The organism is Pseudomonas sp. FP1740 (assembly GCF_030687165.1).
Taxonomy (GTDB): Bacteria; Pseudomonadota; Gammaproteobacteria; order Pseudomonadales; family Pseudomonadaceae; genus Aquipseudomonas.
In genome coordinates this window covers 570,900-595,155 of record NZ_CP117461.1, presented here as the reverse complement: position 1 = coordinate 595,155, position 24,256 = coordinate 570,900, and the positions used below count along the sequence as shown (strand labels likewise).

General features: G+C 60.3%; 20 protein-coding genes and 2 tRNA genes. 4 read left to right on the top strand and 18 right to left on the bottom strand.

Going from position 1 to position 24,256, the window contains the following annotated elements; translation table 11 throughout:
* Positions 1–88: 88 nt before the first annotated feature.
* From rplI to rnr, 6 genes are all read right to left on the bottom strand, one after another.
* Complete coding sequence (gene rplI / locus PSH69_RS02610) at positions 89–535, bottom strand: 50S ribosomal protein L9 (RefSeq protein WP_007939577.1); 447 nt, start codon at positions 533–535, stop codon at positions 89–91.
* A gap of 19 nt (positions 536–554) precedes the next feature.
* Positions 555–1,448, bottom strand: coding sequence for a hypothetical protein (locus tag PSH69_RS02605; RefSeq protein ID WP_019582207.1), 894 nt, complete (start codon positions 1,446–1,448; stop codon positions 555–557).
* 36 nt (positions 1,449–1,484) lie between these two features.
* Complete coding sequence (gene rpsR / locus PSH69_RS02600) at positions 1,485–1,715, bottom strand: 30S ribosomal protein S18 (protein ID WP_002551829.1); 231 nt, start codon at positions 1,713–1,715, stop codon at positions 1,485–1,487.
* Between the two features lie 28 nt (positions 1,716–1,743).
* Positions 1,744–2,166: a 30S ribosomal protein S6 gene (rpsF, locus tag PSH69_RS02595; protein ID WP_007939579.1), complete on the bottom strand. Its 423-nt coding sequence runs from the start codon at positions 2,164–2,166 to the stop codon at positions 1,744–1,746.
* Positions 2,167–2,400: 234 nt separating this feature from the next.
* Positions 2,401–3,168, bottom strand: a complete 768-nt coding sequence (rlmB, locus tag PSH69_RS02590) for a 23S rRNA (guanosine(2251)-2'-O)-methyltransferase RlmB (protein WP_018928494.1) — start codon at positions 3,166–3,168, stop codon at positions 2,401–2,403.
* Positions 3,165–5,795 carry a ribonuclease R gene (gene rnr / locus PSH69_RS02585; RefSeq protein ID WP_305410951.1) on the bottom strand — a complete coding sequence of 877 codons (2,631 nt, stop codon included), beginning with the start codon at positions 5,793–5,795 and terminating at the stop codon, positions 3,165–3,167. Before rnr ends, rlmB begins: the two co-directional genes overlap by 4 nt.
* Positions 5,796–6,021: 226 nt before the next feature.
* Between rnr and PSH69_RS02580 the strand changes: the two genes are divergently transcribed.
* From PSH69_RS02580 to PSH69_RS02565, 4 genes are all read left to right on the top strand, one after another.
* Positions 6,022–6,108: transfer RNA gene (locus PSH69_RS02580), tRNA-Leu, on the top strand.
* A gap of 165 nt (positions 6,109–6,273) precedes the next feature.
* Positions 6,274–6,360, top strand: a tRNA-Leu gene (locus tag PSH69_RS02575).
* A gap of 238 nt (positions 6,361–6,598) precedes the next feature.
* The gene (locus PSH69_RS02570) at positions 6,599–7,609 is read left to right on the top strand and encodes an extracellular solute-binding protein (RefSeq protein WP_305410950.1); all 1,011 of its coding nucleotides are present in this window, start codon (positions 6,599–6,601) and stop codon (positions 7,607–7,609) included.
* Positions 7,609–9,174: an iron ABC transporter permease gene (locus PSH69_RS02565; protein ID WP_305410949.1), complete on the top strand. Its 1,566-nt coding sequence runs from the start codon at positions 7,609–7,611 to the stop codon at positions 9,172–9,174. Before PSH69_RS02570 ends, PSH69_RS02565 begins: the two co-directional genes overlap by 1 nt.
* A 48-nt stretch (positions 9,175–9,222) precedes the next feature.
* Here the strand turns inward: PSH69_RS02565 and PSH69_RS02560 are convergent, their stop codons facing one another.
* From PSH69_RS02560 to PSH69_RS02505, 12 genes are all read right to left on the bottom strand, one after another.
* A complete protein-coding gene (locus PSH69_RS02560; protein WP_019582203.1) occupies positions 9,223–11,157 on the bottom strand; it encodes a methyl-accepting chemotaxis protein in 1,935 nt (644 codons plus the stop codon).
* A 138-nt stretch (positions 11,158–11,295) separates the two neighbouring features.
* Complete coding sequence (locus PSH69_RS02555) at positions 11,296–12,588, bottom strand: adenylosuccinate synthase (RefSeq protein WP_018928499.1); 1,293 nt, start codon at positions 12,586–12,588, stop codon at positions 11,296–11,298.
* A gap of 54 nt (positions 12,589–12,642) precedes the next feature.
* On the bottom strand, positions 12,643–13,830 hold the full coding sequence (locus tag PSH69_RS02550; RefSeq protein WP_007939588.1) for an ATP phosphoribosyltransferase regulatory subunit: 1,188 nt from the start codon (positions 13,828–13,830) through the stop codon (positions 12,643–12,645).
* A gap of 317 nt (positions 13,831–14,147) precedes the next feature.
* The gene (gene hflC, locus PSH69_RS02545; RefSeq protein ID WP_086944078.1) at positions 14,148–15,017 is read right to left on the bottom strand and encodes a protease modulator HflC; all 870 of its coding nucleotides are present in this window, start codon (positions 15,015–15,017) and stop codon (positions 14,148–14,150) included.
* Positions 15,017–16,189: an FtsH protease activity modulator HflK gene (gene hflK, locus PSH69_RS02540; RefSeq protein WP_105340474.1), complete on the bottom strand. Its 1,173-nt coding sequence runs from the start codon at positions 16,187–16,189 to the stop codon at positions 15,017–15,019. The genes hflC and hflK overlap by 1 nt, the downstream gene beginning before the upstream one ends.
* A gap of 96 nt (positions 16,190–16,285) precedes the next feature.
* Positions 16,286–17,587: a ribosome rescue GTPase HflX gene (gene hflX, locus PSH69_RS02535; protein WP_007939591.1), complete on the bottom strand. Its 1,302-nt coding sequence runs from the start codon at positions 17,585–17,587 to the stop codon at positions 16,286–16,288.
* 12 nt (positions 17,588–17,599) lie between these two features.
* A complete protein-coding gene (hfq, locus tag PSH69_RS02530; protein ID WP_007902656.1) occupies positions 17,600–17,860 on the bottom strand; it encodes an RNA chaperone Hfq in 261 nt (86 codons plus the stop codon).
* A gap of 94 nt (positions 17,861–17,954) precedes the next feature.
* Entirely contained in the window at positions 17,955–18,926 is a 972-nt protein-coding gene (gene miaA / locus PSH69_RS02525) for a tRNA (adenosine(37)-N6)-dimethylallyltransferase MiaA (RefSeq protein WP_086944079.1), read from the bottom strand.
* Complete coding sequence (gene mutL / locus PSH69_RS02520) at positions 18,926–20,836, bottom strand: DNA mismatch repair endonuclease MutL (RefSeq protein WP_018928503.1); 1,911 nt, start codon at positions 20,834–20,836, stop codon at positions 18,926–18,928. The genes miaA and mutL overlap by 1 nt, the downstream gene beginning before the upstream one ends.
* Positions 20,833–22,263, bottom strand: coding sequence for an N-acetylmuramoyl-L-alanine amidase (locus PSH69_RS02515; RefSeq protein WP_019582199.1), 1,431 nt, complete (start codon positions 22,261–22,263; stop codon positions 20,833–20,835). Before PSH69_RS02515 ends, mutL begins: the two co-directional genes overlap by 4 nt.
* Positions 22,264–22,734, bottom strand: a complete 471-nt coding sequence (tsaE, locus tag PSH69_RS02510; RefSeq protein ID WP_018928505.1) for a tRNA (adenosine(37)-N6)-threonylcarbamoyltransferase complex ATPase subunit type 1 TsaE — start codon at positions 22,732–22,734, stop codon at positions 22,264–22,266. It lies immediately after the preceding gene.
* On the bottom strand, positions 22,722–24,221 hold the full coding sequence (locus PSH69_RS02505; RefSeq protein ID WP_305410948.1) for an NAD(P)H-hydrate dehydratase: 1,500 nt from the start codon (positions 24,219–24,221) through the stop codon (positions 22,722–22,724). The genes tsaE and PSH69_RS02505 overlap by 13 nt, the downstream gene beginning before the upstream one ends.
* Between the last annotated feature and the right edge of the window lie 35 nt (positions 24,222–24,256).

The following is a 24,256-nucleotide window of genomic DNA, read 5'->3' as shown; positions in this document are numbered from 1 at the left end:
TGCAGAAAGACAAAGGGCACGACCTGTAAACAGGATCGTGCCCGATGTTACCGGCAAGCACCCGAGGGTGCCAGCCGACAAGTGCTGCTTAAGCTGCTACCACGACAACGCGTACGGTGGCTTCAACTTCGGCGTGCAGGTGCACGGCTACGTCGAATTCGCCTACGTTGCGGATAGTGCCGTTCGGCAGACGAACTTCGCTTTTTGCAACTTCAACGCCAGAGGCGGTCAGTGCATCAGCGATGTCGTGGGTGCCGATCGAACCGAACAGCTTGCCTTCGTCACCGGCGGTGGCAGTGATAGTCACTTCCAGCTCAGCCAGTTGGGCGGCGCGGCTTTCAGCCGATGCTTTACGGTCTGCTGCGGCTTTTTCCAGCTCAGCGCGACGCTCTTCGAACGCAGCCAGGTTGGCTGGGGTCGCAGCGGTAGCTTTGCCGTATGGCAGCAGGTAGTTACGACCGTAACCAGCCTTAACGTTCACTTTGTCACCCAGGTTGCCCAGGTTGGTGACTTTTTCCAGAAGGATCAGTTGCATGTGAAAATCCTCTTAACTTTTAACCTTCACCGTTCGCGCTATCGGCATCTTTCGGTGCCGAACGACCGCGAAAATCAATCAGGCTGTCGACGATGGCCAGGACCACCAGCAACGGATAGATCAGCTGCATGAACAGCAACAGCGTGACGTACAACCCCACCAGCCAGAACTTGGCCAGTCGCTTTTGCGCCACCAGCCCGTGAATCAGGGCCAGCCCGGCGAACACCAGCGGTACACTGCACAACGGCGTCAACATGGCCATCTGCGGGCCAAGATTTGGCCCCAGAAGCATTAACGCCAGCAGCAACATCGCCGGTCCCAGCGGGATTCGGATGGCGCGAAACTCGCGACCAAAACCACCCGGGTTGTACAACAACGCCTGCCAGTAGCGCCCGACAATCAGGCTCAGCACACTGACGATTTGCAACAAGGCCGCAATCAGGCCGGTCAGGACCGGTGCAATCAGGGACGCAAAGCGCGCTTGCTCGTCTACCGACAATTGCTGGTAGACCTCACCGAGTAGCGACGGCATGACTTTTATCAAAGCCTGCGCCAGCATCTCGATCTGGGGCGCAAAAGCCGCCCCCAGCACCACTGAAAACACCAATCCCATCGCTATGCTGACCAGCAGCACGCGGTTCCAGGACTCGCTTGCGCGCAAAACCAACGCAAGGCTCGAAGACCCCAGCAGCACCAGAAGTGCCCGTGGGTCATCGAAGAAAAGCCACCAGATCAACGCCGGCAGCAGTCCCAGAGCAAGTACGCCAACGGCGTCCTTCAATCCGCGCCGCAGGAGCACAAGGCATCCAGCGGCAGCACCCAACCAATACAACAACGGCAATGTTGCGCATCCGGCCACTACCAGAGTGGCCTGCATACGGCCGCGCATGATGAACTCAGCTAAGGCGCGCATGCATTCAATCCTTTGCTACGTGTCGACTGCCCGGTCTCAGCGGCCGTGGCTGTCGGTGTAGGCCAGCAGGGCCAGGAAGCGGGCGCGCTTGATAGCGGTGGCCAGCTGACGCTGATAACGTGCTTTGGTACCGGTGATGCGGCTTGGAACGATTTTGCCGGTCTCGGATACGTAAGCTTTCAGAGTGTTGAGATCTTTGTAATCGATCTCTTTCACGTCTTCAGCGGTGAAGCGGCAGAATTTACGACGACGGAAGAAACGTGCCATGTAATAGGCTCCTCAAAAGGTCCGTGGATTACTCGTCAGCGTTATCGCTGTTGTCGCTGTCATCACTGTCAACGCCTTCAGCGTCGGAGTGCTCAGGACGGTCGCGACGCTCACGGCGCTCACTGCGGTTTTCTTCAGCCTTGAGCATCTCGGATTGGCCGGTAACGGCTTCTTCGCGACGGATGACCAGGTTACGGATCACTGCATCGTTGTAGCGGAAGTTGTCTTCCAGCTCGGCCAGGGCCTTACCAGTGCACTCAACGTTCAGCATCACGTAGTGAGCCTTGTGAACATTGTTGATTGCGTAGGCCAGTTGACGACGGCCCCAATCTTCCAGACGGTGGATTTTGCCGCCGTCTTCTTCGATCAGCTTGGTGTAACGCTCAACCATGCCGCCGACTTGCTCGCTTTGATCCGGGTGGACCAAAAAGATGATTTCGTAATGACGCATGAATGCTCCTTACGGGTTGTAGCCTGCCGCTCAAAAGCGGTCAGACAAGGAGTGAATGACACTTATGGACTTGCTTGCGATAGACACATGCGTGCCTGCCGTCACAGCAAGGGGCGCAATTGTAGAGAAGGGTCGAGGGAGGTGCAAGGCAATTGGTGATTATTTGAACAATCACTTCGACTGGAAAGCCGAACACTTGCAGGAGCCGCCTGCGGCGACTCCTGCAGAGGAGTGTCAGGACTTTTTGGCGGTCCCGGCGGCTTTGACGCCACGCTGGCGCAGCGCTTCGAACAGGCAGACGCCGGTGGCGACGGACACGTTGAGGCTGCTGACGCTGCCAGCCATCGGCAGGCGCACCAAATAGTCGCAAAGGTCGCGAGTCAGGCGGCGCATGCCGCTACCTTCGGCACCCATGATCAGGATGGTCGGGCCCGTCAGGTCCTGCTGATACAGATCCTGCTCAGCCTCGCCCGCCGTACCGACGACCCACAAGCCGCGCTGCTTGAGCTTTTCCAGGGTGCGCGCCAGGTTGGTCACGGCGACCAACGGAATCACTTCCGCCGCGCCACAAGCAACTTTTCGAACCGTCGGGGTCAGCGTGGCTGATTTGTCCTTCGGCACGATCACCGCCAGCGCGCCGGCCGCATCGGCCGAACGCAGGCAAGCGCCGAGGTTGTGCGGATCGGTCACGCCGTCGAGCACCAGCAGCAACGGCGCGCCTTCGGTGCGATCGAGCAGCTCGTCGAGCATGGCCTCGCCCCAGACCTGGCTAGGACTGACGTCCGCCACCACGCCCTGATGCACGCCTTCAACCCAGGCGTCCAGCTCACGACGCTCAGCCTGACCGACAGCCACGCGATTTTCGGCAGCGAGTTCGATCAGCGTCTGAACGCGCGGATCGCTGCGGCCTTCAGCCAGCCAGATCTGCTTGACGCGTTTTGGGTGGTGACGCAGCAACGCTTCTACCGCGTGCACGCCGTAGATCTTTTCCAACTGACTCATGACTTGGCCTTAGGTTTACGCGCCCCGCCGCTTCTGGCGGCTGGAGCGGAACCCGCTTTTGGCGGGCCTTTACGGTGTTTGCTCGGTTTGGCTGGCTTGCCGCCGGAGGCCTTGTCAGGCGCCGACCGCCCGGTCTTTCCCCCAGACGCCGCTTTACCGCCGCTTTTCGCTTCAGACAGCAATGCCTGTTTCATTTCACGACTTTTGCGCAACTCGGCATTTTTTGCCGCCGCATCGCTCGGACGATAGGCCTCGACGGCCTTTTCCTTGGCCGGACGACGCCCGGCCTTGGCCAGTGCCGGCTCGGCAGCTGTTTTGGTAGCAGGCGCTGCGGTTTCAGTGCCGCGCTTTTTGCGACCGATCGGTGCGCTGATGGTTTTTTCGGCCATCTCGAAGTCGATCTTGCGCTCGTCGAGGTCGACGCGCATGACGCGCACTTCAACGGTGTCACCCAGGCGGAAACTACGACCGGTACGCTCACCGGCGAGGCGATGGTGCACAGGATCGAAGTGGTAGTAGTCACCCGGCAGCGCGGTGACGTGCACCAGGCCTTCGACGTAAATATCGGTCAGTTCGACGAACAGGCCGAAACCGGTCACGGCGGTGATCACCCCCGGGAACGATTCGCCCACACGGTCTTTCATGAACTCGCACTTGAGCCAGTTCACTACGTCGCGGGTGGCTTCGTCGGCACGGCGCTCGCTCATCGAGCACTGCTCGCCGAGCTGCTCCAGGGTCGCTTCGTCGTACGGATAGATCCGCGCTTTCGGAATGGTCATCGCACCAGCACGGCGAACGTGCGGGGTGTCCATTTTCGAATGGATGACGCTGCGAATCGCCCGGTGCGTGAGCAAGTCCGGGTAGCGGCGAATAGGCGAAGTGAAGTGGGTATAGGCTTCGTAATTCAGGCCGAAGTGGCCCTGGTTATCGGCGCTGTACACCGCTTGGCTCAATGAGCGCAGCATGACGGTCTGGATCAGGTGGAAATCCGGACGATCCTTGATGCTCGCGAGCAAAGCCTGATAATCCTTCGGCGACGGGCCATCCTTGCCTTTGTGCAGGGACAGGCCGAGCTCGCCGAGGAAGGCACGCAGTTTTTCCAGACGCTCCGGCGGCGGGCCGTCGTGGACGCGATACAGCGCAGGAATTTCGTGCTTCTTCAGGAATTCGGCGGTGGCCACGTTGGCCGCCAGCATGCATTCCTCAATCAGCTTGTGAGCATCGTTGCGAACGGTCGGACGGATTTCGGCAATCTTGCGCTCGGAACCGAAGATGATCCGGGTTTCCTGGGTTTCGAAATCGATCGCGCCGCGCACGTGACGAGCCGCCAGCAGAACCTTGTACAGCGCATACAGCTGCTTGAGGTGCGGCAGGACGTCAGTGTATTCACCACGAAGCTGACGCGCTTCGGTGGCTTTCGGCGTTTCCAGCATGGCGCTGACCTTGTTGTAGGTCAGGCGGGCATGGGAGTGAATCACCGCTTCGTAGAAGCAGTAGTCGGTCATTTCGCCGGATTTGGAGATGGTCATCTCGCAAACCATGGCCAGGCGATCGACGTGCGGGTTCAGCGAGCACAGGCCGTTGGACAACTGCTCAGGCAGCATCGGCACCACGCGCTCGGGGAAGTACACCGAGTTGCCGCGAACCTGGGATTCGTTATCCAGCGCCGAACCGATTTTCACGTAGCTGGAAACGTCGGCAATCGCCACGTACAACTTCCAGCCGCCGGAGAACAGGCGCAGTTTGCCCGGTTTGGCTTCACAGTAGACCGCGTCATCGAAGTCGCGCGCATCTTCGCCGTCGATGGTCACGAACGGCAGATGACGCAGGTCGATGCGCTTCTCTTTGTCTTTCTCTTCGACTTCAGGCTTGAGCTTGGCGGCTTCTTTCAAGACCGCTTCAGGCCAGACGTGCGGAATATCGTAGGTGCGCAGGGCAACATCGATTTCCATGCCCGGGGCCATGTAGTTGCCCACGACCTCGACCACGTCGCCTTGCGGCTGGAAGCGTGGCGTCGGCCAGTGAGTGATCTTCACTTCAACGAACTGACCGATCTGCGCGTTGGCATTGCGACCTGGCGTCACCAGCACTTCTTGCTGGATCTTCGGATTGTCTGCGACGACGAAACCGATACCGCCCTCCTCGAAGTAACGACCGACGATGCTCTCGTGAGCACGGGACACCACTTCGACAATCATGCCTTCGCGGCGACCGCGACGGTCGAGGCCGGAAACACGGGCCAGGGCACGGTCGCCATCGAACACCAGGCGCATTTGCGCCGGGCTCATGAACAGGTCGTCACTGCCGTCGTCCGGGACCAGGAAGCCGAAACCGTCACGGTGACCGCTGATGCGGCCCAGGATCAGGTCGAGCTTGTCCACCGGCGCATAAGTGCCGCGACGGGTGTAGATGAGTTGAGCGTCGCGCTCCATGGCGCGCAGGCGGCGGCGCAGGGCTTCGATCTGGTCTTCTGTGGTCAGACCAAACTCTTCGACCAGCTGCTCGCGGTTAGCAGGCGAACCTCGATCAGCAAGGTGCTGAAGGATCAGTTCGCGGCTAGGAATAGGGTTTTCATATTTTTCCGCTTCACGAGCGGCCTCGGGATCGAGGGACTGCCAATCGGCCATTAGAGAGTTTTCACCTTGTCTATATGCGGGTTAGTTTGGCATAGGCGTAATGAAACGGGAAATTTCAGGCTATGACAGCCCATCTAAAGCCCTTTATCGACACCGCGAAGCTGATTTGAATGCCGCCGGTAAAATTTTCCAGGTTTTTTTGATGACAGGGGTTTACAGTTAAAAAGACGCTCCGTATAGTGCGCGCCATCGACGACGCACTAGCGCTGCCGATACTGCCCAGATGGTGAAATTGGTAGACACGCCAGCTTCAGGTGCTGGTGACCGCAAGGTCGTGGAAGTTCGAGTCTTCTTCTGGGCACCAATTTCGAGCTTGAGATTAGATCAATTTCAAGGCTCACACAAAAACCCGCGAAAGCGGGTTTTTGCATTCTAGGCTTCTGAATTATTAAAATTAAATCAGGGGTTTACAGATCAAAATGCTCTCCGTATAGTGCGCCACATCAACAGCGGCAACGCTGAAGATCATGCCCAGATGGTGAAATTGGTAGACACGCCAGCTTCAGGTGCTGGTGACCGCAAGGTCGTGGAAGTTCGAGTCTTCTTCTGGGCACCAATTCAAATTCAAGGTCACGATCTTGAATTTCACAAAAACCCGCGAAAGCGGGTTTTTGCGTTTCTGGCCTTTGAAGCCATAGCCGCCCTTTGTGGCGAGGGAGCTTGCTCCCTCGCCACAAAGATCTGCACCAGCCCCCTCTAGCAAACCCTCACCCGCCCTGCAAGGCGCACTTGAGAAACAATATCGTTTATCATTGTTTCAAGTTTTTGCAATGCGACAGTGAGGAACCCTGCGAATGATGCTTCGAAATACCCTGCGCCGCGGCCTGACCATCACCCTCCTCGGCCTGACACTCGCCACGCCCCTCACCCAAGCCGCCGATCCGGTTTCCCTGACACTCTATAACGGTCAACACAAGGAAGTCGGCGACGCCGTCGCCAAAGCCTTCGAAGCCAAGACCGGGATTCACGTCAATGTGCGCAAGGGCAGCAGCAACCAACTCGCCAGCCAGATCGTCGAAGAAGGCGATCGCTCCCCCGCCGATGTGATCTATACCGAAGAATCACCACCGCTGAACAAGCTCGGCGAACAAGGCCTGCTGGCAAAAGCCGATGCCGCCACACTTGAAGTCCTGCCCAAGGACTACGTTGCCGGCAACGGCACCTGGATCGGCATCACCGCGCGGGTCCGGGTCGTCGCCTTCAACCCTAAACTGATCGACGAAAAAGACCTGCCCAAGTCCGTGATGGAATTCTCCGATCCAAAATGGCAAGGCAAGGTCGGCTTCGTGCCCAGCAGCGGCGCCTTCCAGGAACAGGCGGTGGCGATTATCAAGGTCCACGGGATGGACGCCGCCGAAGAATGGCTGACCGGCCTGCGTGCGTTCGGCAAAACCTACAGCAACAACATGGTTGCACTGAAAGCCGTGGAAAATGGCGAAGTCGCCACCGTGCTGGTGAACAACTATTACTGGTTCGCCTTGCAACGTGAAAAAGGCCAACTCGATTCGAAACTGCATTACTTCACCGGTGGCGACGTCGGCGGACTGATCACCGTTTCCAGTGCTGGCGTACTGAAATCCAGCAAACACCCGAAAGAAGCCCAGCAATTGCTCGCCTACATGGCCAGCGAAGAAGGTCAGCGCGTGATCACCCAGACCACCGCCGAATACCCGCTGCACAAGGGCATGGCATCGGATCGCGGTCTCAAGCCGTTCAGCGAACTGCAAGCGCCGAACGTCACGCCAGCCGATCTCGGCAACGCCGAAGAAGCACTGGACCTGGAACGTGACGTTGGCTTGAACTGATGAGCGCCTCGTTATCCGCCCCCGCTTCGCACGGGGGTTACATGCCAAGGCGCAAGCGGCCGTCGATCTGGCTGCTGCTACCGGTTCTGCTGTTGGTGGTACTCAGCCTGTTGCCGCTGGCCTATGTCGGCCTCAAAACCTGGCAAGCCGGCTGGGCCGAGGCACTGCATCTGCTGTGGCGGCCCTACGTGTTTGGCCTGCTGCGCAATACCCTGGCGCTGATGCTGGGCGTCACATTGGCCTGCGGTGTGATTGGCTTGTCACTCGCCTGGCTGCTGGAGCGCAGCAATCTGCCGGGACGGCGGTTATGGGGCGTGATCCTGTGCCTGCCGTTCGCGGTGCCGGCATTTGTCAGCAGCTTCACCTGGGTGTCCCTGAGTGCTCACTTCGAAGGGCTGGGCGGAGCGATTCTGGTGATGACGCTGTCCAAGTATCCGCTGATCTTTCTGCCGGTCGCGGCAACGCTGCGCAATCTCGACCCCTCTCTTGAAGAGTCTGCCCGCACCCTGGGGCAGAATCGTTGGGGTGTATTCTTCAAAATCACCCTGCCCCTGCTCTGGCCGTCACTGCTGGCCGGTTCATTGTTGATTGCGCTGCACATGCTGGTGGAGTTCGGCGCGCTGTCGATCATCGGCCTGCAAACCTTTACCACGGCGATCTATCAGCAGTTCGAACTGGAATTCAGCAACGCCAATGCAGCGATGCTTTCTGCGGTGTTACTGGCGCTGTGCCTGGTGCTGCTATGGCTTGAGTTACGCGTGCGAGGTAAAGGCCGTCACGTACGCACCGGCCAAGGCGCTGCTCGGCATGCGGAGCAGGTTCGCCTCGGGCCGTGGGCGGCTGTGGGACAACTTTACTGCCTGCTGCTGGCGATTATCGGCAGCGGCATTCCACTGGGAATGCTGGCGTACTGGCTGATGGTGGGCTCGTCGGCAGCGTTCCCGGTGGCCGCGATCAGCGAGGCATTGCTCTCGTCACTGGCGCTGTCGCTCGGTGGCGCAGCGCTGTGCCTGGTGTTGGCGGTGCCGGTGGGGTTGCTGGTGGTGCGCCATAAAGGCCGACTGGCAATCTGGGCCGAGCGCTTGCCGTATTTGCTGCATGCACTGCCGGGGTTGGTGATTGCGCTGACCCTGGTGTATTTCGCCCTGCATTATGTGCCAGTGCTGTACCAGACCTCGGCGTTGCTGCTGATTGCCTATGCGCTGTTGTTTCTGCCACTGGCGCAAGCGCCGATTCGCACTGCGCTGAACAAGGCCGCGCCGCAACTGGAAGAGGCCGCACGCACGCTGGGGGCGTCGTCTTTCAGCGCGTTTTGTCGGGTGACCCTGCCCATCATCTTTCCCGCCCTGGGCGCAGCGTTTGCGCTGGTGTTTCTGGATGCGATGAAGGAGCTGACGGCGACACTGCTGCTCAGCCCAACCGGGCTCAATACGCTGGCGACAGAAGTTTGGGCGCATACCGCGAATGTGGAGTTTGCGGCGGCGGCGCCTTATGCGGCGTTGTTGATACTAGTGTCGGGATTGCCGGTGTACCTGCTGACGACACGAATGTATTTGAGCCGTTGAGAGCGCCATCGCGAGCCAGCTCGCGATGGCGATTGTCCTGCCTGAAGATCAAGCCCTGAACTGCCCCAGGCTCGCCTTCAACTGCGCCGCCAACCCATCCAGCACCTTGCCACTGGCCGTGGTCTCCACCACCGCCTGAGCTGCTTTCTCAGCTTGAGCATGGATGGTCTCAACCCGCCCACGCACAGCCTGCGCACCTTGCGCCTGATGCGCCGCGGCCTGGGTCGCCAGGCCGATCGCTGCATGTACCTGCTCGACCGACGCCTGCACCGACTGCTGCAACCGCGCACTGTCGCGTAACACCAGCAAACCTTCACTGGCCTGACGCCCAGCCTGCCCGATTGCCGCCACAGCCTCACGCGCGCCCTGCTGCAGCGCAACAATGTGCGCCTGAATGTCACCGGTGGAGCTCTGCGTCTTGCTCGCCAGCGCCCGCACCTCGTCCGCCACCACGGCAAACCCGCGACCGGTCTCGCCGGCACGCGCCGCTTCAATGGCCGCGTTCAGCGCCAGCAAGTTGGTTTGTTCGGCGATCCCGTGAATCACCGTCAGCACCACTTCAATCTGCTCACTCTGCTGTGCCAGACGCTCGATGACTTTCGCACCGGTGTCGACTTGTCCGGCCAATGCCTCGATGAGACTGCCGACTTTCGCCGAAGTCCGGGTGTTCTCATCCGTGGCCTGACGAATGTCCACCACCTGCTGCAAAGCGGCCTGCATGGCATGACTTTCAGACTGAGCCTCGTCAGCCATTTGCGACAACGCGCGCAGGCTTTCGGCCACTTCATCACGCTGCATACCAGCCGCTGCATCGGCACCGGCATTGCGCAGGGTCATGGCGCCGATTTCCACGCCGGTACGCTGGGCCACATCGCCCGCCTCGCGCACGATCGGCTGCAACTTATCCACAAAGCGATTAACCGCCGAGGCCATGTCGCCGATCTCGTCCTGGCTGTTGATCTGCACGCGCTTGGTCAGGTCGCCCTCACCCGCTGCCAGGTCATCCATTGCGACAATAAGCATTTTCAGGCGATTGACCACTCGACGCCCCAGCACCACCGCCAGTAACAGCAGCACACCGAAACCCACCACCGCCAGGCCCATGCCGATGCGCCAGCGCAAAGCCCCCGCGGCTTCCTGCACGGCGCCCGTGGTGTTGGCTTTCATTTCAGAAGCAGTGGACTGCGCCGATTGCAGACGCCCGCGCATTGCCGTTGCGCTGTCGGCCGCTGCACCTTTGAGGCTGTCACCCACCAATTGATCGCTGCTGGCGATCAGCGCCGAGAAACGCTTGTCCAGCGCCGCCAGATCGGTTTCCACGGAGGCAGTTGAGACCCCCATCAAGACCTTGCCGATTTCCACCCCATTGGGACTGATCGAAGCTTCAAGGTAGTAGACCGAAGGATCGCTCTTCGCTGCATCCAGCACCTTGTCCAGCGCCCGCTCGCCCTGACCTTTCTCCAGCAGGCCCTTGTTGATCGGGTTCTCCCGGTTGAGGTAGCGCGTCAGGTGCTGGCCCGTGGCGTCGTCATAGACCACGAACAACACGTTGGGATTGCGCTGGGCGCGGCGAGCGAATTCGGACAGGGTAGGAATGTCGCTATCCCACATGGCGCGGGGTGCGACCGAGGCCAGAAGTTGCGCCATGTCGTTGGCCGACTCCTTCAAGTCCTTCTCCAGCGTCGTACGCAGTTGAGCCTGCTCGTCTTTCAAACGTGAAGACAGCCCAGCGGTCAGGCGCTGACGGGTACTGCTGGACAGGTTATCCAGGCTCGACGTGACTTCACGCCCCGCCTGCTCCAGCTCACCGGAGAGCTTTTGGCTATCGGCGCCCAGGCGCACGCCCAGATCGGTTTCCAGCGCAGTCACCGTGCTCCGGGTCAGAGCGACAGCCACCAGCACCTGCACCAAAAGGGCGATACCAAGGGTAACGAACACGGGCCGCAACAAACGGCTTTGTAACAGTGAGAGAACGGCCGACACAGGAAATCCCTCTACTCTAACGCCATTAAATTGATGGCATTCTGAAGGCGATATTCACAGCAAAGGTCATGCCGTCCAACAGGCATAAACGACAAAGGCCCCGATTAAGGGGCCTTTGTGTTTTACATCAACGACTTATTAAGCGAACGGGTGACGCAGAACGATGGTTTCGTTGCGGTCCGGGCCCGTCGAAATAATGTCGATCGGCGCGCCGACCAACTCTTCGATGCGCTTGATGTAGTTACGCGCGGCCTGAGGCAGCTCTTCCAGGGTCTTGGCACCCAGGGTCGACTCGCTCCAGCCCGGCATCTGCTCGTACACCGGCTCCAGGCCGATGTAGCTGTCGGCGTCGGTCGGTGCGTCGATCACTGCACCGTCTTCGTTCTTGTAGCCTACGCAGATGTTGATGGTTTCCAGGCCGTCCAGCACGTCCAGCTTGGTCAGGCACAGGCCCGAGATGCTGTTCACATCGATAGCGCGACGCAGAATCACGGCATCGAACCAGCCGCAACGACGGGCACGGCCAGTGGTGGCGCCGAACTCGTGGCCACGCTTGGCCAGGAACGCACCAACGTCGTCGAACAGCTCAGTCGGGAACGGACCGGAACCGACGCGCGTGGTGTAAGCCTTGGTGATGCCGAGGATGTAATCCAGGAACATCGGACCAACACCCGAACCGGTGGCGATGCCGCCAGCGGTGGTGTTGGAGCTGGTGACGTACGGGTAGGTGCCGTGGTCGATGTCCAGCAGGGAGCCCTGGGCGCCTTCGAACATGATGTCCTTGCCGGCACGACGCAGGTTGTGCAGCTCTGCGGTGACGTCAAGCATCATCGGCTTGAGCAGCTCGGCGTATTCCATGCACTCGTCGAGTGTCTTCTGGAAGTCGATCGCTGGCTCTTTGTAGTAATTGACCAGTACGAAGTTGTGGTAGTCCAGCAACTCGCCCAGCTTGGCGGCGAAACGCTCACGGTGGAACAGATCACCGATGCGCAGACCGCGACGGGCTACCTTGTCTTCGTAAGCCGGGCCGATGCCGCGACCAGTGGTGCCGATCTTCAGCTCGCCACGGGCCTTTTCACGGGCCTGGTCCAGCGCTACGTGATAGGACAGGATCAGCGGGCAGGACGGGCTGATACGCAGGCGCTCGCGCACCGGTACGCCTTTCTCTTCCAGCTTGTTGATTTCCCGCAGCAGGGCGTCGGGTGCAACCACCACGCCGTTACCGATCAGGCACTGCACGCCTTCGCGCAGGACGCCAGACGGGATCAGGTGCAAGACGGTTTTTTCGCCGTCGATCACCAGAGTGTGACCAGCGTTGTGGCCACCTTGGTAGCGCACTACGGCGGCAGCATGTTCGGTCAGCAGATCAACGATCTTGCCTTTGCCCTCATCACCCCATTGGGTGCCCAGGACTACGACATTCTTACCCATAACACTTGTCCTCATTCGCGCAAACTTGGTGCCGGCGGCGGCCGGCAGGAAAACTCAAGAAGCCAGTGGCGATACTTGCCAAAGCCCGTTCTGCTGAATCAATTGCCGGTCGCAGTCCGCTTCACGGGCGGCGGCCAAAGGTTGCCCAGGCAATGCCTGAACGACACGCTGACCCTCACTGCGCAACTGGCAAACCTGCTGCCAGAGTGCTGCATCCGTACTGTCAGGCATCCAGATACCGCCAGACGGTAGCTCGATCTCAGCACGCCCCAGGGTCACCAGGGTTTTCAAATCGGTGGAGAAGCCTGTCGCCGGACGGGCGCGACCGAAGTCGGCACCGATATCGTCGTAACGACCGCCCTGAGCGATGGACTGGCCAACACCTGGCACGAACACGGCGAACACCACACCAGTGTGGTAGTGGTAGCCGCGCAATTCGCCCAGGTCGAAGTACAGCGGTAACTCCGGAAAACGCGTGGACAGACGCTCGGCAATCGCCAGCAAATCGTCCAGGGCCGCCAGAACAGGCGCCGGCGCATTGGCCAGACGCTCGCGGGCAGCGCTCAACACTTCACGACCGCCACACAGGTCGACCAGCGCTCGCAACATGCCCGACAGATCGGCAGGCAGGCCTTCGGTCAAGGTAATGACCTCGTCGATGGCTTTACGTTGCAATGCATCGAACAACTGTTGCTCGACTTCGCCGGACAAACCGGCGGCGCGGGCCAGGCCGCGGTAGATGCCGACATGCCCGAGGTCCATGTGCACATCCGGCACATCGGCCAGTTGCAGCATGGCCAACATCAGGCTGATGACTTCCACGTCGCTGCTCGGGCTGGCATCGCCGTACAACTCGGCGCCCAGTTGAATCGGGCTGCGCGAGGACGACAACGCACGTGGCTGAGCATGCAGCACACTACCGGCATAGCACAGACGGCTCGGGCCTTCGCGACGCAGGGTGTGCGCATCGATGCGCGCCACTTGCGGCGTGATGTCGGCACGGAAACCCATCTGCCGGCCCGACTGAGGGTCGATGACCTTGAAGGTGCGCAGATCGAGGTCCTGGCCTGCTCCGGTCAGCAGGGATTCCAGGTACTCGATATGGGGAGTCACGACAAACTCGTAACCCCAGCTCTGGAACAGATCCAACACCTGGCGACGCGCAACTTCGATGCGCGCAGCCTCCGGTGGCAGTACTTCTTCGATGCCATCTGGCAGCAGCCAGCGGTCTACCGTTGCCATTACGCCATTCCCCTATGATCCGGGCAGCAAGCCTTTGGGCGAGCCTTGAGTGAAGCAGAAAATGATCGGCTCATGTGCATAAACCCCGCGCATGAACAACGTGGCGAAAAGCCTGGAACCGGCTTCGCCAACCACTTTCCTCGAAAAACCTGTCGAGTCATTCAACTCGGGCGTCTGCATAAAAACAGCAATCAAACGTGCAGACGCAAAAAAGCCGGGAATTTCCCGGCTGCCGCATCATACACACGTTTTCCCAAAGGATCACCCCGCCCGAGGCTTTAGCCGCCAGGCGGGGGACGATTCAGGTCAACGTCGTATCAAGGCTTGGCTTTTTCCAGGTAACGGAAGAAGTCACTGCTCGGGTCCAGGACCATGACGTCGGATTTGTTCGCGAAGCTTTCACGGTAGGCACGCAGGCTACGGTAGAACGCGTAGAACTCCTGATCCTGGCCGTATGCCTTGGAGTAGATCGCAGCAGCCTGGGCATCACCGTCACCGCGAACCTCTTCGGATTCACGATAGGCTTCAGCCAGCAGCACGCGGCGTTGACGGTCGGCGTCGGCACGGATGCCTTCGGCCAGCTCGTTACCCTTGGCGCGGTGCTCGCGAGCTTCACGCTCACGCTCGGTGCTCATACGTTCGAACACGCTGCGGTTCACTTCCTTCGGCAGGTCGATGGCTTTGACCCGGACATCGACAACTTCAATGCCCAGCTCTTTTTCTGCCATCTTGTTCAGCGAAGCGGTGATGTCTGCCATCAGCGCATCACGCTCACCGGATACCACTTCGTGCAGGGTGCGTTTACCGAACTGGTCACGCAGACCCGACTCCAGACGACGGGACAGACGCTCGTCGGCAATCTGCTTGAGGCCGGAAGTCGCGGTGTAGAAGCGCTCGGCATCTTTCACGCGCCACTTGGCGTAGGCATCGACCATTACGGCTTTCTTTTCCAGCGTCAGGAAGCGCTGTGTCGGTGCATCCAGCGTCATCAGGCGCGCATCGAATATGCGCACCTTGTTGACGTAAGGCACTTTCACATGCAGGCCCGGCTGAACATCGGCCTGGACCACGCGACCGAACTGCAGCAACACCGCACGCTCGGTCTGAGCCACGATGTAGAAGCAGTTCCAGGCAACGATCGCCACGACGACGCCGATAATAAGGGCGATCAGCGATTTATTGCTCATCAGCGACTCTCCCTGGTACGTGCCTGCTGTTGCTGCAGATCTGCTGCCGCACGCACATTCACTTCGTTGCTGCTGGCTGCCGCGCCGGTCACCGGAGCGCTGGTGCGGCGACCATCCTCGACCATCTTATCCAGCGGCAGATACAGCAGATTGCTCTGGCCATTCTTGTTGCCGGTCACGAGAACCTTGCTGGTGTTGCTGAAGATTTCCTGCATGGTGTCCAGGTACAGACGCTGACGAGTAACTTCAGGCGCCTTGCGGTACTCGGCCACCAGCTTGGTGAAGCGGTCAGCCTCACCCTTGGCGCGGGAGACGGTCTCGTCGCGGTAACCGTTGGCATCCTCGAGGATGCGCTGGGCCTGACCACGGGCTTCCGGTACAACGCCGTTGGCGTAGGTTTCAGCCTGGTTACGCGAACGCTGCTCGTCTTCACGGGCGCGGATCACGTCATCGAAGGCTTCCTGGACTTCACGCGGTGCAGCAGCGCTCTGTACGTTGACCTGAGTGACGGTGATACCGGTGCGGTAGGTATCGAGGAAACGTTGCAGACGCTCCTTGATTTCGCTGGCCATCAATTCACGACCTTCGGTCAGCACCTGGTCCATGGCGGTAGAACCCACCACGTGGCGCAAGGCACTGTCGGTCGCATGCTGCAGACTGATTTCCGGCTGATCGACGTTCAGCACGAAGTCCTGCAGGTTGCTGATCTTGTACTGCACGGTCAGCGGCACTTCGACGATGTTTTCGTCTTCAGTCAGCATTTGACCCTGCTTGGTGTAGGCACGCTCACGCGTGACGTTTTCCAGGTACTTGCGATCGATCGGCGGGAAATAGATGTTCAGGCCCGGGCCGACGGTTTCATAGTATTTGCCGAAGCGCAGCACCACGGCCTGCTCCTGCTCGTCGACCACGTAGACAGCGCTGTACAGCCACACGGCCGCCAGCACGGTCAGACCGATGCCGAGCAGGCCGCCAAAGCCGCCACTCTTGCCCGGACCACCACCCTCGTCACCGCGTTTCTTGCCACCACCGAACAACCCGTTCAGGCTTTCCTGCAGCTTTCGGAAGGCCTCGTCGAGATCCGGTGGTCCCTTGCGGTCGCCGTTATTGCGGCGCTTGCCACCCCAAGGATCCTGATTATTCGAGTTGCCACCCGGCTCATTCCAAGCCATAGCGCTCTCCATCTGATAAAGCAAAGACGCACCCACGGCGCGCCGACCAATGCTACAGAATGCCTGTCACCGCGGCACAACCGCTTTCTCAGGCTTTTATTGCAAAGTGTGTTGCTCGATGAATTCCATCGGTTGCAGACCTTCGCGGCTCACGAGTCGATTCAATTCGATCCGTGGCAAGCGAACGGCCAGCAGGCTGATGCCTTCTTCGTCGTGTTCTTCTTTTTGCACCGCACCGAGTTCGAAAAACTGCGCACGCAGTCGAGCAAAACGTTGCGGCAAGCGCAAGGTGCCAACAAACAAATCGCTGCCCAACAGTTCCGCCACTGCCTGCTTGAGCAAGTCCAGGCCGGTACCGTCCTTGGCCGACAACCAGACCCGCTGCGGCTTGCCATCGGCATCGCGCTGGATCTGCGGCTCAACCCCCTCTAGCAAATCGAGTTTGTTGTATACCTCAAGGATCGGCAAGTCTTGTGCCCCGATCTCCCCGAGCACCACCATGACCTGTTCGATCTGGGCCATACGATCAGGCTCGTGCGCATCGATCACGTGCAACAGCAGGTCGGAGTTGCTCGACTCTTCGAGCGTAGCTCGAAATGCTTCGACCAGTTTGTGCGGCAGGTGACGAATGAAGCCCACGGTGTCGGCCAACACGATCGGCCCGAGATCCTCGAGCTCGAGTCGGCGCAAGGTCGGGTCGAGGGTCGCGAATAGCTGGTTGGCGGCAAAGACGTCGGAATCGGTGACCGAGTTGAACAGCGTCGATTTGCCGGCGTTGGTATAACCCACCAGTGAAACCGTCGGAATGTCAGCACGCTTGCGCCCGCGACGAGACTGCTCGCGCTGGCTGCGGACCTTTTCCAGGCGCCCCTTGATCTGACGCAGACGAATCCGCAGCAGGCGCCGGTCGGTTTCCAGTTGGGTTTCACCCGGCCCGCGCAGGCCGATACCGCCCTTCTGCCGCTCAAGGTGAGTCCAGCCGCGAACCAGACGCGTACTCATGTACTCAAGCTGGGCCAGTTCGACCTGGAGCTTGCCTTCATGGGTGCGGGCGCGCTGGGCGAAGATATCGAGAATCAGACCCGTGCGATCGATCACGCGACACTCGAAAATACGTTCGAGGTTACGTTCCTGACTGGGCGTGAGGATGTGATTGAAAATCACCAGATCGACCTGTTCGGCTTTGACCAGGTCGCGTAACTCTTCGACCTTGCCGCTGCTGATCAGGGTTTTGGCGGTTGGCCGATGACGCGGCACGTTAAAAAACGCGACGGTCTCGGCACCAGCCGAAATTGCCAACTCCTGAAACTCCTGCGGATCTTCGCGCGCCTCAGGGTCCTGACCATCCAAGTGAACGAGAATTGCCCGCTCACCACCACCGTGGCGCTCAAAGAACAAAGGAGACTCCTATCAGGCGTTACCTGGCTCAGCGTCACCTGCTTCGGATTCGGTTGCGCTAGGCAGACGAATTGGACGAACTGGCACCACTGTAGAGATAGCGTGTTTGTAAACCATTTGGCTGACGGTGTTTTTCAGCAGGATAACGAACTGGTCGAAAGACTCGATCGTGCCTTGCAGTTTGATCCCGTTGACCAGGTAGATGGAAACCCCCACTTTCTCTTTACGTAAAGTATTCAAGTAAGGGTCTTGTAGCGAATGCCCTTTTGACATGTGCCGCACTCCTTTAAGGATTCAATATAAAAAATTGGTAAACAGATGGCTTGGGGCCGTCACACCCCCAAGGATAGACGGCAATTGCAAGGACTCAGCTCAATATGGAGATGGTCCCGAGGTATTTCAAGGCGCGCGGCAGATTGTCGCAATCGAGGCTGTCCAACCAGTGTAAATCAGCCCAACTGCGCAGCCAGGTGAACTGGCGCTTCGCCAATTGGCGCGTGGCAATGATTCCACGCTCCTGCATCTCGGCTTGCGTCAGCTTGCCATCCAGGTAATCCCAGACTTGTCGATAACCTACAGCACGTATAGACGGCAACCCGGAATGCAAGTCACCTCTATCTCGCAGGGCTACGACCTCATCGACGAATCCCTGTTCCAACATATTTGTGAATCTTTGTTTAATGCGCTCGTGCAGTACCTGGCGATTTGCCGGAGCGATGGCCAAGTTCGCGACAGTATAGGGCAATTGTTGCAGTCCCGAAGCGGCTGCTTCAGTACTTTGCGCAGATTGTCGCAAGCGTAGCTCAGTCATGCTCTGGCCGCTGACGCGATAAACTTCCAGTGCACGACTAAGGCGCTGCGGATCGTTCGGGTGAATTCTCGCCGCGGATTGCGGATCAATCACCGCCAATTGATCGTGCAGGGCTTGCCAGCCAAGGCGTGCAGCCTCTTCTTCGATTTGCGCACGAACGTCCGCATCGGCCGCCGGCATGTCGGCCAGACCTTCGAGCAAAGCCTTGTAATAGAGCATTGTGCCGCCCACCAGCAGCGGAATATTGCCCCGCGCGGTGATCTCGCCCATGGCTTGCAACGCATCGCGACGGAAATCCGCGGCGGAATAACTCTCGGCCGGGTCGAGAATGTCGATCAGACGATGCGGGAATTCGGCCAGGATCTCTTTGGAGGGCTTGGCGGTGCCGATGTCCATGCCGCGATAAACCAGCGCCGAATCGACACTGATCAGCTCGCAGGGCAGGACCTTGGTGAGTTCGATGGCAAGGTCGGTCTTGCCGGCGGCCGTCGGCCCCATCAGGAAAATCGCGGGAGGGAACTGGCTCATCAACGACCGCGCAAGAACAGTTTGTCCAGATCGTCCAGGCCCAGTTGGGTCCAGGTCGGTCGGCCATGGTTGCATTGACCGCTGCGCTCGGTGTTTTCCATGTCCCGCAGCAGACCGTTCATTTCCGGCAAGGCCAGGCGCCGATTCGCGCGAATCGCACCGTGGCAGGCCATGGTGCCGAGCAGTTCGTTCAGGTGCGCCTGAATCCGGTCGCTGGTGCCGTATTCCATCAAATCCGCCAGCACATCGCTAACCAGTCGGTTGGCCTCGGCCTGTTTCAGCAACGCGGGGATTTGCCTGATGGCCAGGGTTTCCGGGCCAAGGCGCTGCAATTCAAAACCAAGACGCTGGAACCAGGCGACGTTTTCTTCTGCGCAATCGGCTTCGCGCTGGCTGACCGCCAGGGACTCCGGCACCAGCAACGGCTGACCGCTCAGGCCTTCGCTGGCCATGGCGACTTTCAGGCGTTCGTACATGATCCGCTCATGGGCGGCATGCATGTCTACCAGCACCAGGCCCTGGGCGTTTTCCGAAAGAATGTAGATGCCCTTGAGCTGCGCCAGTGCATAACCCAGCGGCGGAATGTCGTCCTGCCCGGCCGGCAGCGCGACTGCGTTGGCTTCGGGTAACGGCGCGAAGAACTCGCGATAGGCCGCCTGGGCTTCGGCGACGGGCACGCCGGACTGAGGCCGTGGCGTGTATTGATACTGATAACCGGCACCGGCGCCAGAGCCCGCCGAAGTATTGAAGGACGGCTGGGCCTGAGGCTGCTCCAGCAGCGCATTGGCCGCCAGACGCATCTCGCCCTGCGGGCCGAACTCGCCGGCTTCGATACCGGTCGGCCGGACCATGGCTGTCGCGACAGGCGCGGCCAACTGGTCTTCCGGACGCACATCGCCCAAGGCGCGGTGCAAAGTGCCGTAAAGGAAGTCGTGAACCATGCGCCCGTCACGGAAACGCACTTCGTGTTTGGTCGGGTGCACGTTGACGTCGACGCCCGCCGGATCGACTTCGAAAAACAGCACGAATGTCGGGTGCCGACCGTTGAACAGCACGTCGCGATAAGCCTGACGCACCGCGTGCGCCACCAGTTTGTCGCGCACGGCACGGCCATTCACAAAGAAATACTGCAAATCCGCCTGGCTGCGGTTGAAGGTCGGCAACCCGACCCAACCCCACAAATGCAGGCCATTGCGTTCGATTTCGATCGGCAGCGCCTGCTCCAGAAAGCCCGCCCCGCAGATCGCCGCCACACGCCGGGCGCGGGCCGCGTCATCATGGGCCTCATGCAGGCTGAGGATGGTTTTGCCGTTATGGCGCAGATGGAATGCCACATCGAACCGCGCCAACGCCAGACGCTTGATCACTTCTTGCAGGTGATCGAATTCGGTTTTTTCGGTCTTGAGAAACTTGCGGCGCGCCGGGGTATTGAAGAACAAATCGCGCACTTCCACCGAAGTGCCCACCGGATGGGCCGCTGGTTGCACGCGAGCCGCCATGTCCCGGCCTTCGGTTTCCACCTGCCAGGCCTGATCGGCGTCGCGAGTGCGGGAAGTCAGGGTCAGACGCGCCACGGAACTGATGGAGGCCAGCGCCTCACCACGAAACCCCAGGCTCATGACCTGTTCGAGGTCTTCCAGGTTGCGAATCTTGCTGGTGGCGTGACGGGCCAGGGCCAAAGGCAGGTCATCGGCGGAAATGCCGCTGCCATCGTCGCGTACCCGCAGCAGCTTGACACCGCCCTGCTCCACATCGACATCGATGCGTTTGGCGCCGGAGTCGAGGCTGTTTTCCAGCAACTCCTTGATCACCGAGGCCGGGCGCTCAACCACTTCACCAGCGGCAATCTGGTTCGCCAGCCGTGGGCTGAGTAGCTCGATACGCGCCGTGTTGGTCAGCACCTGGTTCATTCTTTGGCCGCCAGTTCAGTGCCTGGAATGGTCAACGTCTGACCAATCTTCAGTTCGTCACTTTGCAAGTTGTTGGCACTGCGCAAGGTGGCCGCAGACACCTGATAACGCACAGCGATCATCGCCAGGGTTTCGCCGGGGCTCACGCGATGGTCACGCGGGCCTTGGGCGATCTTGCCGGAATCGCGCAGCCAGGCAATGTAAGTGCCCGGCGGCGGGTTCTGCTGGAAGAATTGCCGCACGCCGCTGCTGATAGAGCGCGCCAGCGCCTGCTGGTGGCTCGATGCCGCGAGTTTCGAGGCTTCGTTGGCGTTGGAGATGAACCCGGTTTCCACCAGGATCGACGGGATGTCCGGCGACTTCAACACCATGAACCCGGCTTGCTCGACACGTTGTTTGTGCAGCGGCGTGACGCGACCGATGTTGCTCAAGACTTTCTGGCCAACGTTCAGACTGGAAGTCAGGGAAGCGGTCATCGACAGGTCGAGCAGCACGCCGGCGAGCATCCGGTCCTTGTCGTCGAGGCTGACGTTGCCGGCACCGCCGATCAAGTCGGAACGGTTTTCGCTGTCGGCCAGCCAACGGGCGGTCTCCGACGTAGCGCCGCGGTCAGACAGGGCAAACACCGACGCACCGAACGCAGCGGCTGACGGCGCGGCGTCGGCGTGGATCGAAACGAACAGGTCGGCGCCCTTCTTGCGGGCGATTTCGGTACGGCCGCGCAACGGAATGAAGTAGTCGCCGGTACGGGTCAGTTCGGCGCGGAAACCTTTCATGCCATTGACCTGACGCTGCAACTCACGGGCGATGGCCAGCACCACGTCTTTTTCACGCTGACCGCGAGAGCCCGAGGCGCCCGGGTCTTCACCGCCGTGACCGGCATCGATCACCACGATAATGTCGCGCTTGCCAGCCGGTGCAGGTGGCAGCTTGATCGAAGGCTCGGACGGCGTGACGGGTACGGCGGGTACCGTGGCCACAGACGGTGTTGGCGCAGGCGGTGGCGCGGCGTCGGCCGCGTTGTCGAACAGGTCGACTACCAGGCGATTGCCGTACTGGGCATTCGGCGCCAAGGTGAAGCTCTTCGGCGTGACGGCTTTTTTCAGGTCGATGACCACCCGCAAATCGGTCGGCGTACGCTGAGCCGAACGCATTGCCGTGATCGGCGTGTTGGCCGTGGAGACGTTCAGCGGCGAGCCGAGCGTCGCGCCATTGATGTCGATTACCAGCCGATCCGGTGCGGTCAGGGTAAAGACGCTGTGCTGGACAGGCCCCGTCAGGTCGAACACCAGTCGAGTGTTATCCGGCGCCCGCCAAAGGCGAACACTGTTGACCTTCGTCTCGGCCACAGCGTCGACGGTCACCGCCAAAAACAACACCCCTACGGCAGCAACCAACGCGCGAAAGCGCATACCTAACCCCATCATTTATTTGGATTCCAATGCCAAAACGGCACACCACGACTCGCCACGCGAGCCTTGGGGCAAAATTCTCAGCGAACGCCCGCTGTCTTGCGGGCTAATGGTAATGGTCAGGTCGGGCTTTGGCAAAAAGCCTGCACCCTTCTGGGGCCATTCAATAAGACATAATGCGTCGTCATCGAAATAGTCGCGGATGCCGAGGTACTCCAGCTCCTCGGGGTCGACCAATCGATATAAGTCGAAATGGAAGGCGCGGACGGCGCCGATCTCGTAAGGCTCGACCAGGGTAAAGGTCGGACTTTTTACCGCGCCGGTATGCCCCAGGCCACGGATGATGCCCCGGGACAGTGTGGTTTTCCCCGCGCCCAGATCCCCTTCAAGAAAGATCAGACCGTGCCCTCCGGTGGTTTTGGCGATACGTGCGCCAAAATCGCTCATGGCCTGCTCATCAGCCAGGTACAGGGTTACTTCAGACACGGTGCTTGCTCCTCCAACAACTGACGAATGGCTGGAATCAGATCACTGGCCGCCAGCCCGCGGCCGAATTTACCTTGTTGCTCACCGGCATTGGCGTGCAGCCAGACCGCCAGGCAGGCTGCGTCATACGCGTCCAGGCCCTGAGCGAGCAAGGCGCCCACCAGACCGGCCAGCACATCACCCAACCCGGCCGACGCCATGGCCGGATGGCCCTGATGACACAGCGCCAGACGCCCATCGGGGCTGGCAATCAGGCTGCCAGCGCCCTTGAGCACTACCACCGCTGTATATTTTTTGCTCAAGGCATGGGCCACGGCCGGGCGGTCAGCCTGTACGGCGGCTGTCGATATCCCCAGCAATCGTGCCGCTTCGCCCGGATGCGGCGTGATGACACTACCTGCGGGCAAGCTCACGCCACCTTCGGCCAACAGGTTCAACGCATCGGCGTCCCAGACTTGTGGCTGCGACGCGTTGGCCGCGGCCGACAACAGGCTGCGCCCCCAGGCGGCCTGCCCCAGCCCCGGGCCGACGACCAGCACCGTGGCCTTTTCCAGCAGGCCCATCAATTGATTGGCCGACGACGTACCGAGCACCATGGCTTCCGGCAAACGCGCCAGGGCGGCCGGAACGTGCTCACTGCGCGTGGCCACGGACACCATGCCGGCACCGCTGCGCAGGGCACTTTGTGCGCTAAGCAGGATGGCGCCGCCAAAACCGCGATCACCGCCAACGAGCAATACGTGACCAAATTTGCCTTTGTGGGCAGTTGGAGCGCGGCCGGCCAGACGCGGTACATTACCGGCCGTCAGGCGACGCGCACTGATCTCGGCCCCAATAAATGTCTCGGGGGCGACGTGCAGATCGTTGAATACCAAATCGCCCACCACATCCGCCGCGTCACCGGTGAACAACCCCACCTTCAAACCGATGAACGTCACCGTCAGGTCTGCTCGAACCGCAATGCCGAGCTGGCGACCCGTATCGGCGCACAACCCCGAGGGGATATCCACCGCCGCAACCGGGAGCCCACTGGCATTGATCGCGGCGATGACGCTGGCGAACGGCTCGCGTACTTCACCGGTCAGGCCGGTGCCGAGCAAGGCATCCAGCACAATGCCGCGCAACTCGGAGTGCGGGGTCCAGCCTTGAATGGCCACGCCTTCGGCCACCGCCTCGGCATGGGCCGACGCGGCATCGCCCTGCAAACGCCCGGGGTCGCCGGCGGCCAGCACCCGCACATGCCAGCCGGCACGTCGGGCCAGCACGGCCACCAGATAACCGTCGCCCGCGTTATTGCCGTGGCCGGCCACCACACTCAATTCGTGCCCGCTCGGCCAATGGCGGACCAGCGCACGCCAGGTCGCCCGTGCCGCACACTGCATCAATTCGAAGCCCGGTGTACCGGCCGCGATCACGCTCGCATCGAGCCCTCGGACTTGCGCGGCGCTATACAGCGCGTCGGGTAATTCATCTTTAGTGTGCGGCATGCGTCTTCAGGCTCCGATGTCTGGCAGAATTATAC

Coding starts and splice junctions, on each gene's coding strand:
- rplI (WP_007939577.1), bottom strand. CDS start 535: ATGCAACTGATCCTTCTGGAAAAAGTCACCAACCTGGGCAACCTGGGT.
- PSH69_RS02605 (WP_019582207.1), bottom strand. CDS start 1,448: ATGCGCGCCTTAGCTGAGTTCATCATGCGCGGCCGTATGCAGGCCACT.
- rpsR (WP_002551829.1), bottom strand. CDS start 1,715: ATGGCACGTTTCTTCCGTCGTCGTAAATTCTGCCGCTTCACCGCTGAA.
- rpsF (WP_007939579.1), bottom strand. CDS start 2,166: ATGCGTCATTACGAAATCATCTTTTTGGTCCACCCGGATCAAAGCGAG.
- rlmB (WP_018928494.1), bottom strand. CDS start 3,168: ATGAGTCAGTTGGAAAAGATCTACGGCGTGCACGCGGTAGAAGCGTTG.
- rnr (WP_305410951.1), bottom strand. CDS start 5,795: ATGGCCGATTGGCAGTCCCTCGATCCCGAGGCCGCTCGTGAAGCGGAA.
- PSH69_RS02570 (WP_305410950.1), top strand. CDS start 6,599: ATGATGCTTCGAAATACCCTGCGCCGCGGCCTGACCATCACCCTCCTC.
- PSH69_RS02565 (WP_305410949.1), top strand. CDS start 7,609: ATGAGCGCCTCGTTATCCGCCCCCGCTTCGCACGGGGGTTACATGCCA.
- PSH69_RS02555 (WP_018928499.1), bottom strand. CDS start 12,588: ATGGGTAAGAATGTCGTAGTCCTGGGCACCCAATGGGGTGATGAGGGC.
- PSH69_RS02550 (WP_007939588.1), bottom strand. CDS start 13,830: ATGGCAACGGTAGACCGCTGGCTGCTGCCAGATGGCATCGAAGAAGTA.
- hflC (WP_086944078.1), bottom strand. CDS start 15,017: ATGAGCAATAAATCGCTGATCGCCCTTATTATCGGCGTCGTCGTGGCG.
- hflK (WP_105340474.1), bottom strand. CDS start 16,189: ATGGCTTGGAATGAGCCGGGTGGCAACTCGAATAATCAGGATCCTTGG.
- hfq (WP_007902656.1), bottom strand. CDS start 17,860: ATGTCAAAAGGGCATTCGCTACAAGACCCTTACTTGAATACTTTACGT.
- miaA (WP_086944079.1), bottom strand. CDS start 18,926: ATGAGCCAGTTCCCTCCCGCGATTTTCCTGATGGGGCCGACGGCCGCC.
- mutL (WP_018928503.1), bottom strand. CDS start 20,836: ATGAACCAGGTGCTGACCAACACGGCGCGTATCGAGCTACTCAGCCCA.
- PSH69_RS02515 (WP_019582199.1), bottom strand. CDS start 22,263: ATGATGGGGTTAGGTATGCGCTTTCGCGCGTTGGTTGCTGCCGTAGGG.
- PSH69_RS02505 (WP_305410948.1), bottom strand. CDS start 24,221: ATGCCGCACACTAAAGATGAATTACCCGACGCGCTGTATAGCGCCGCG.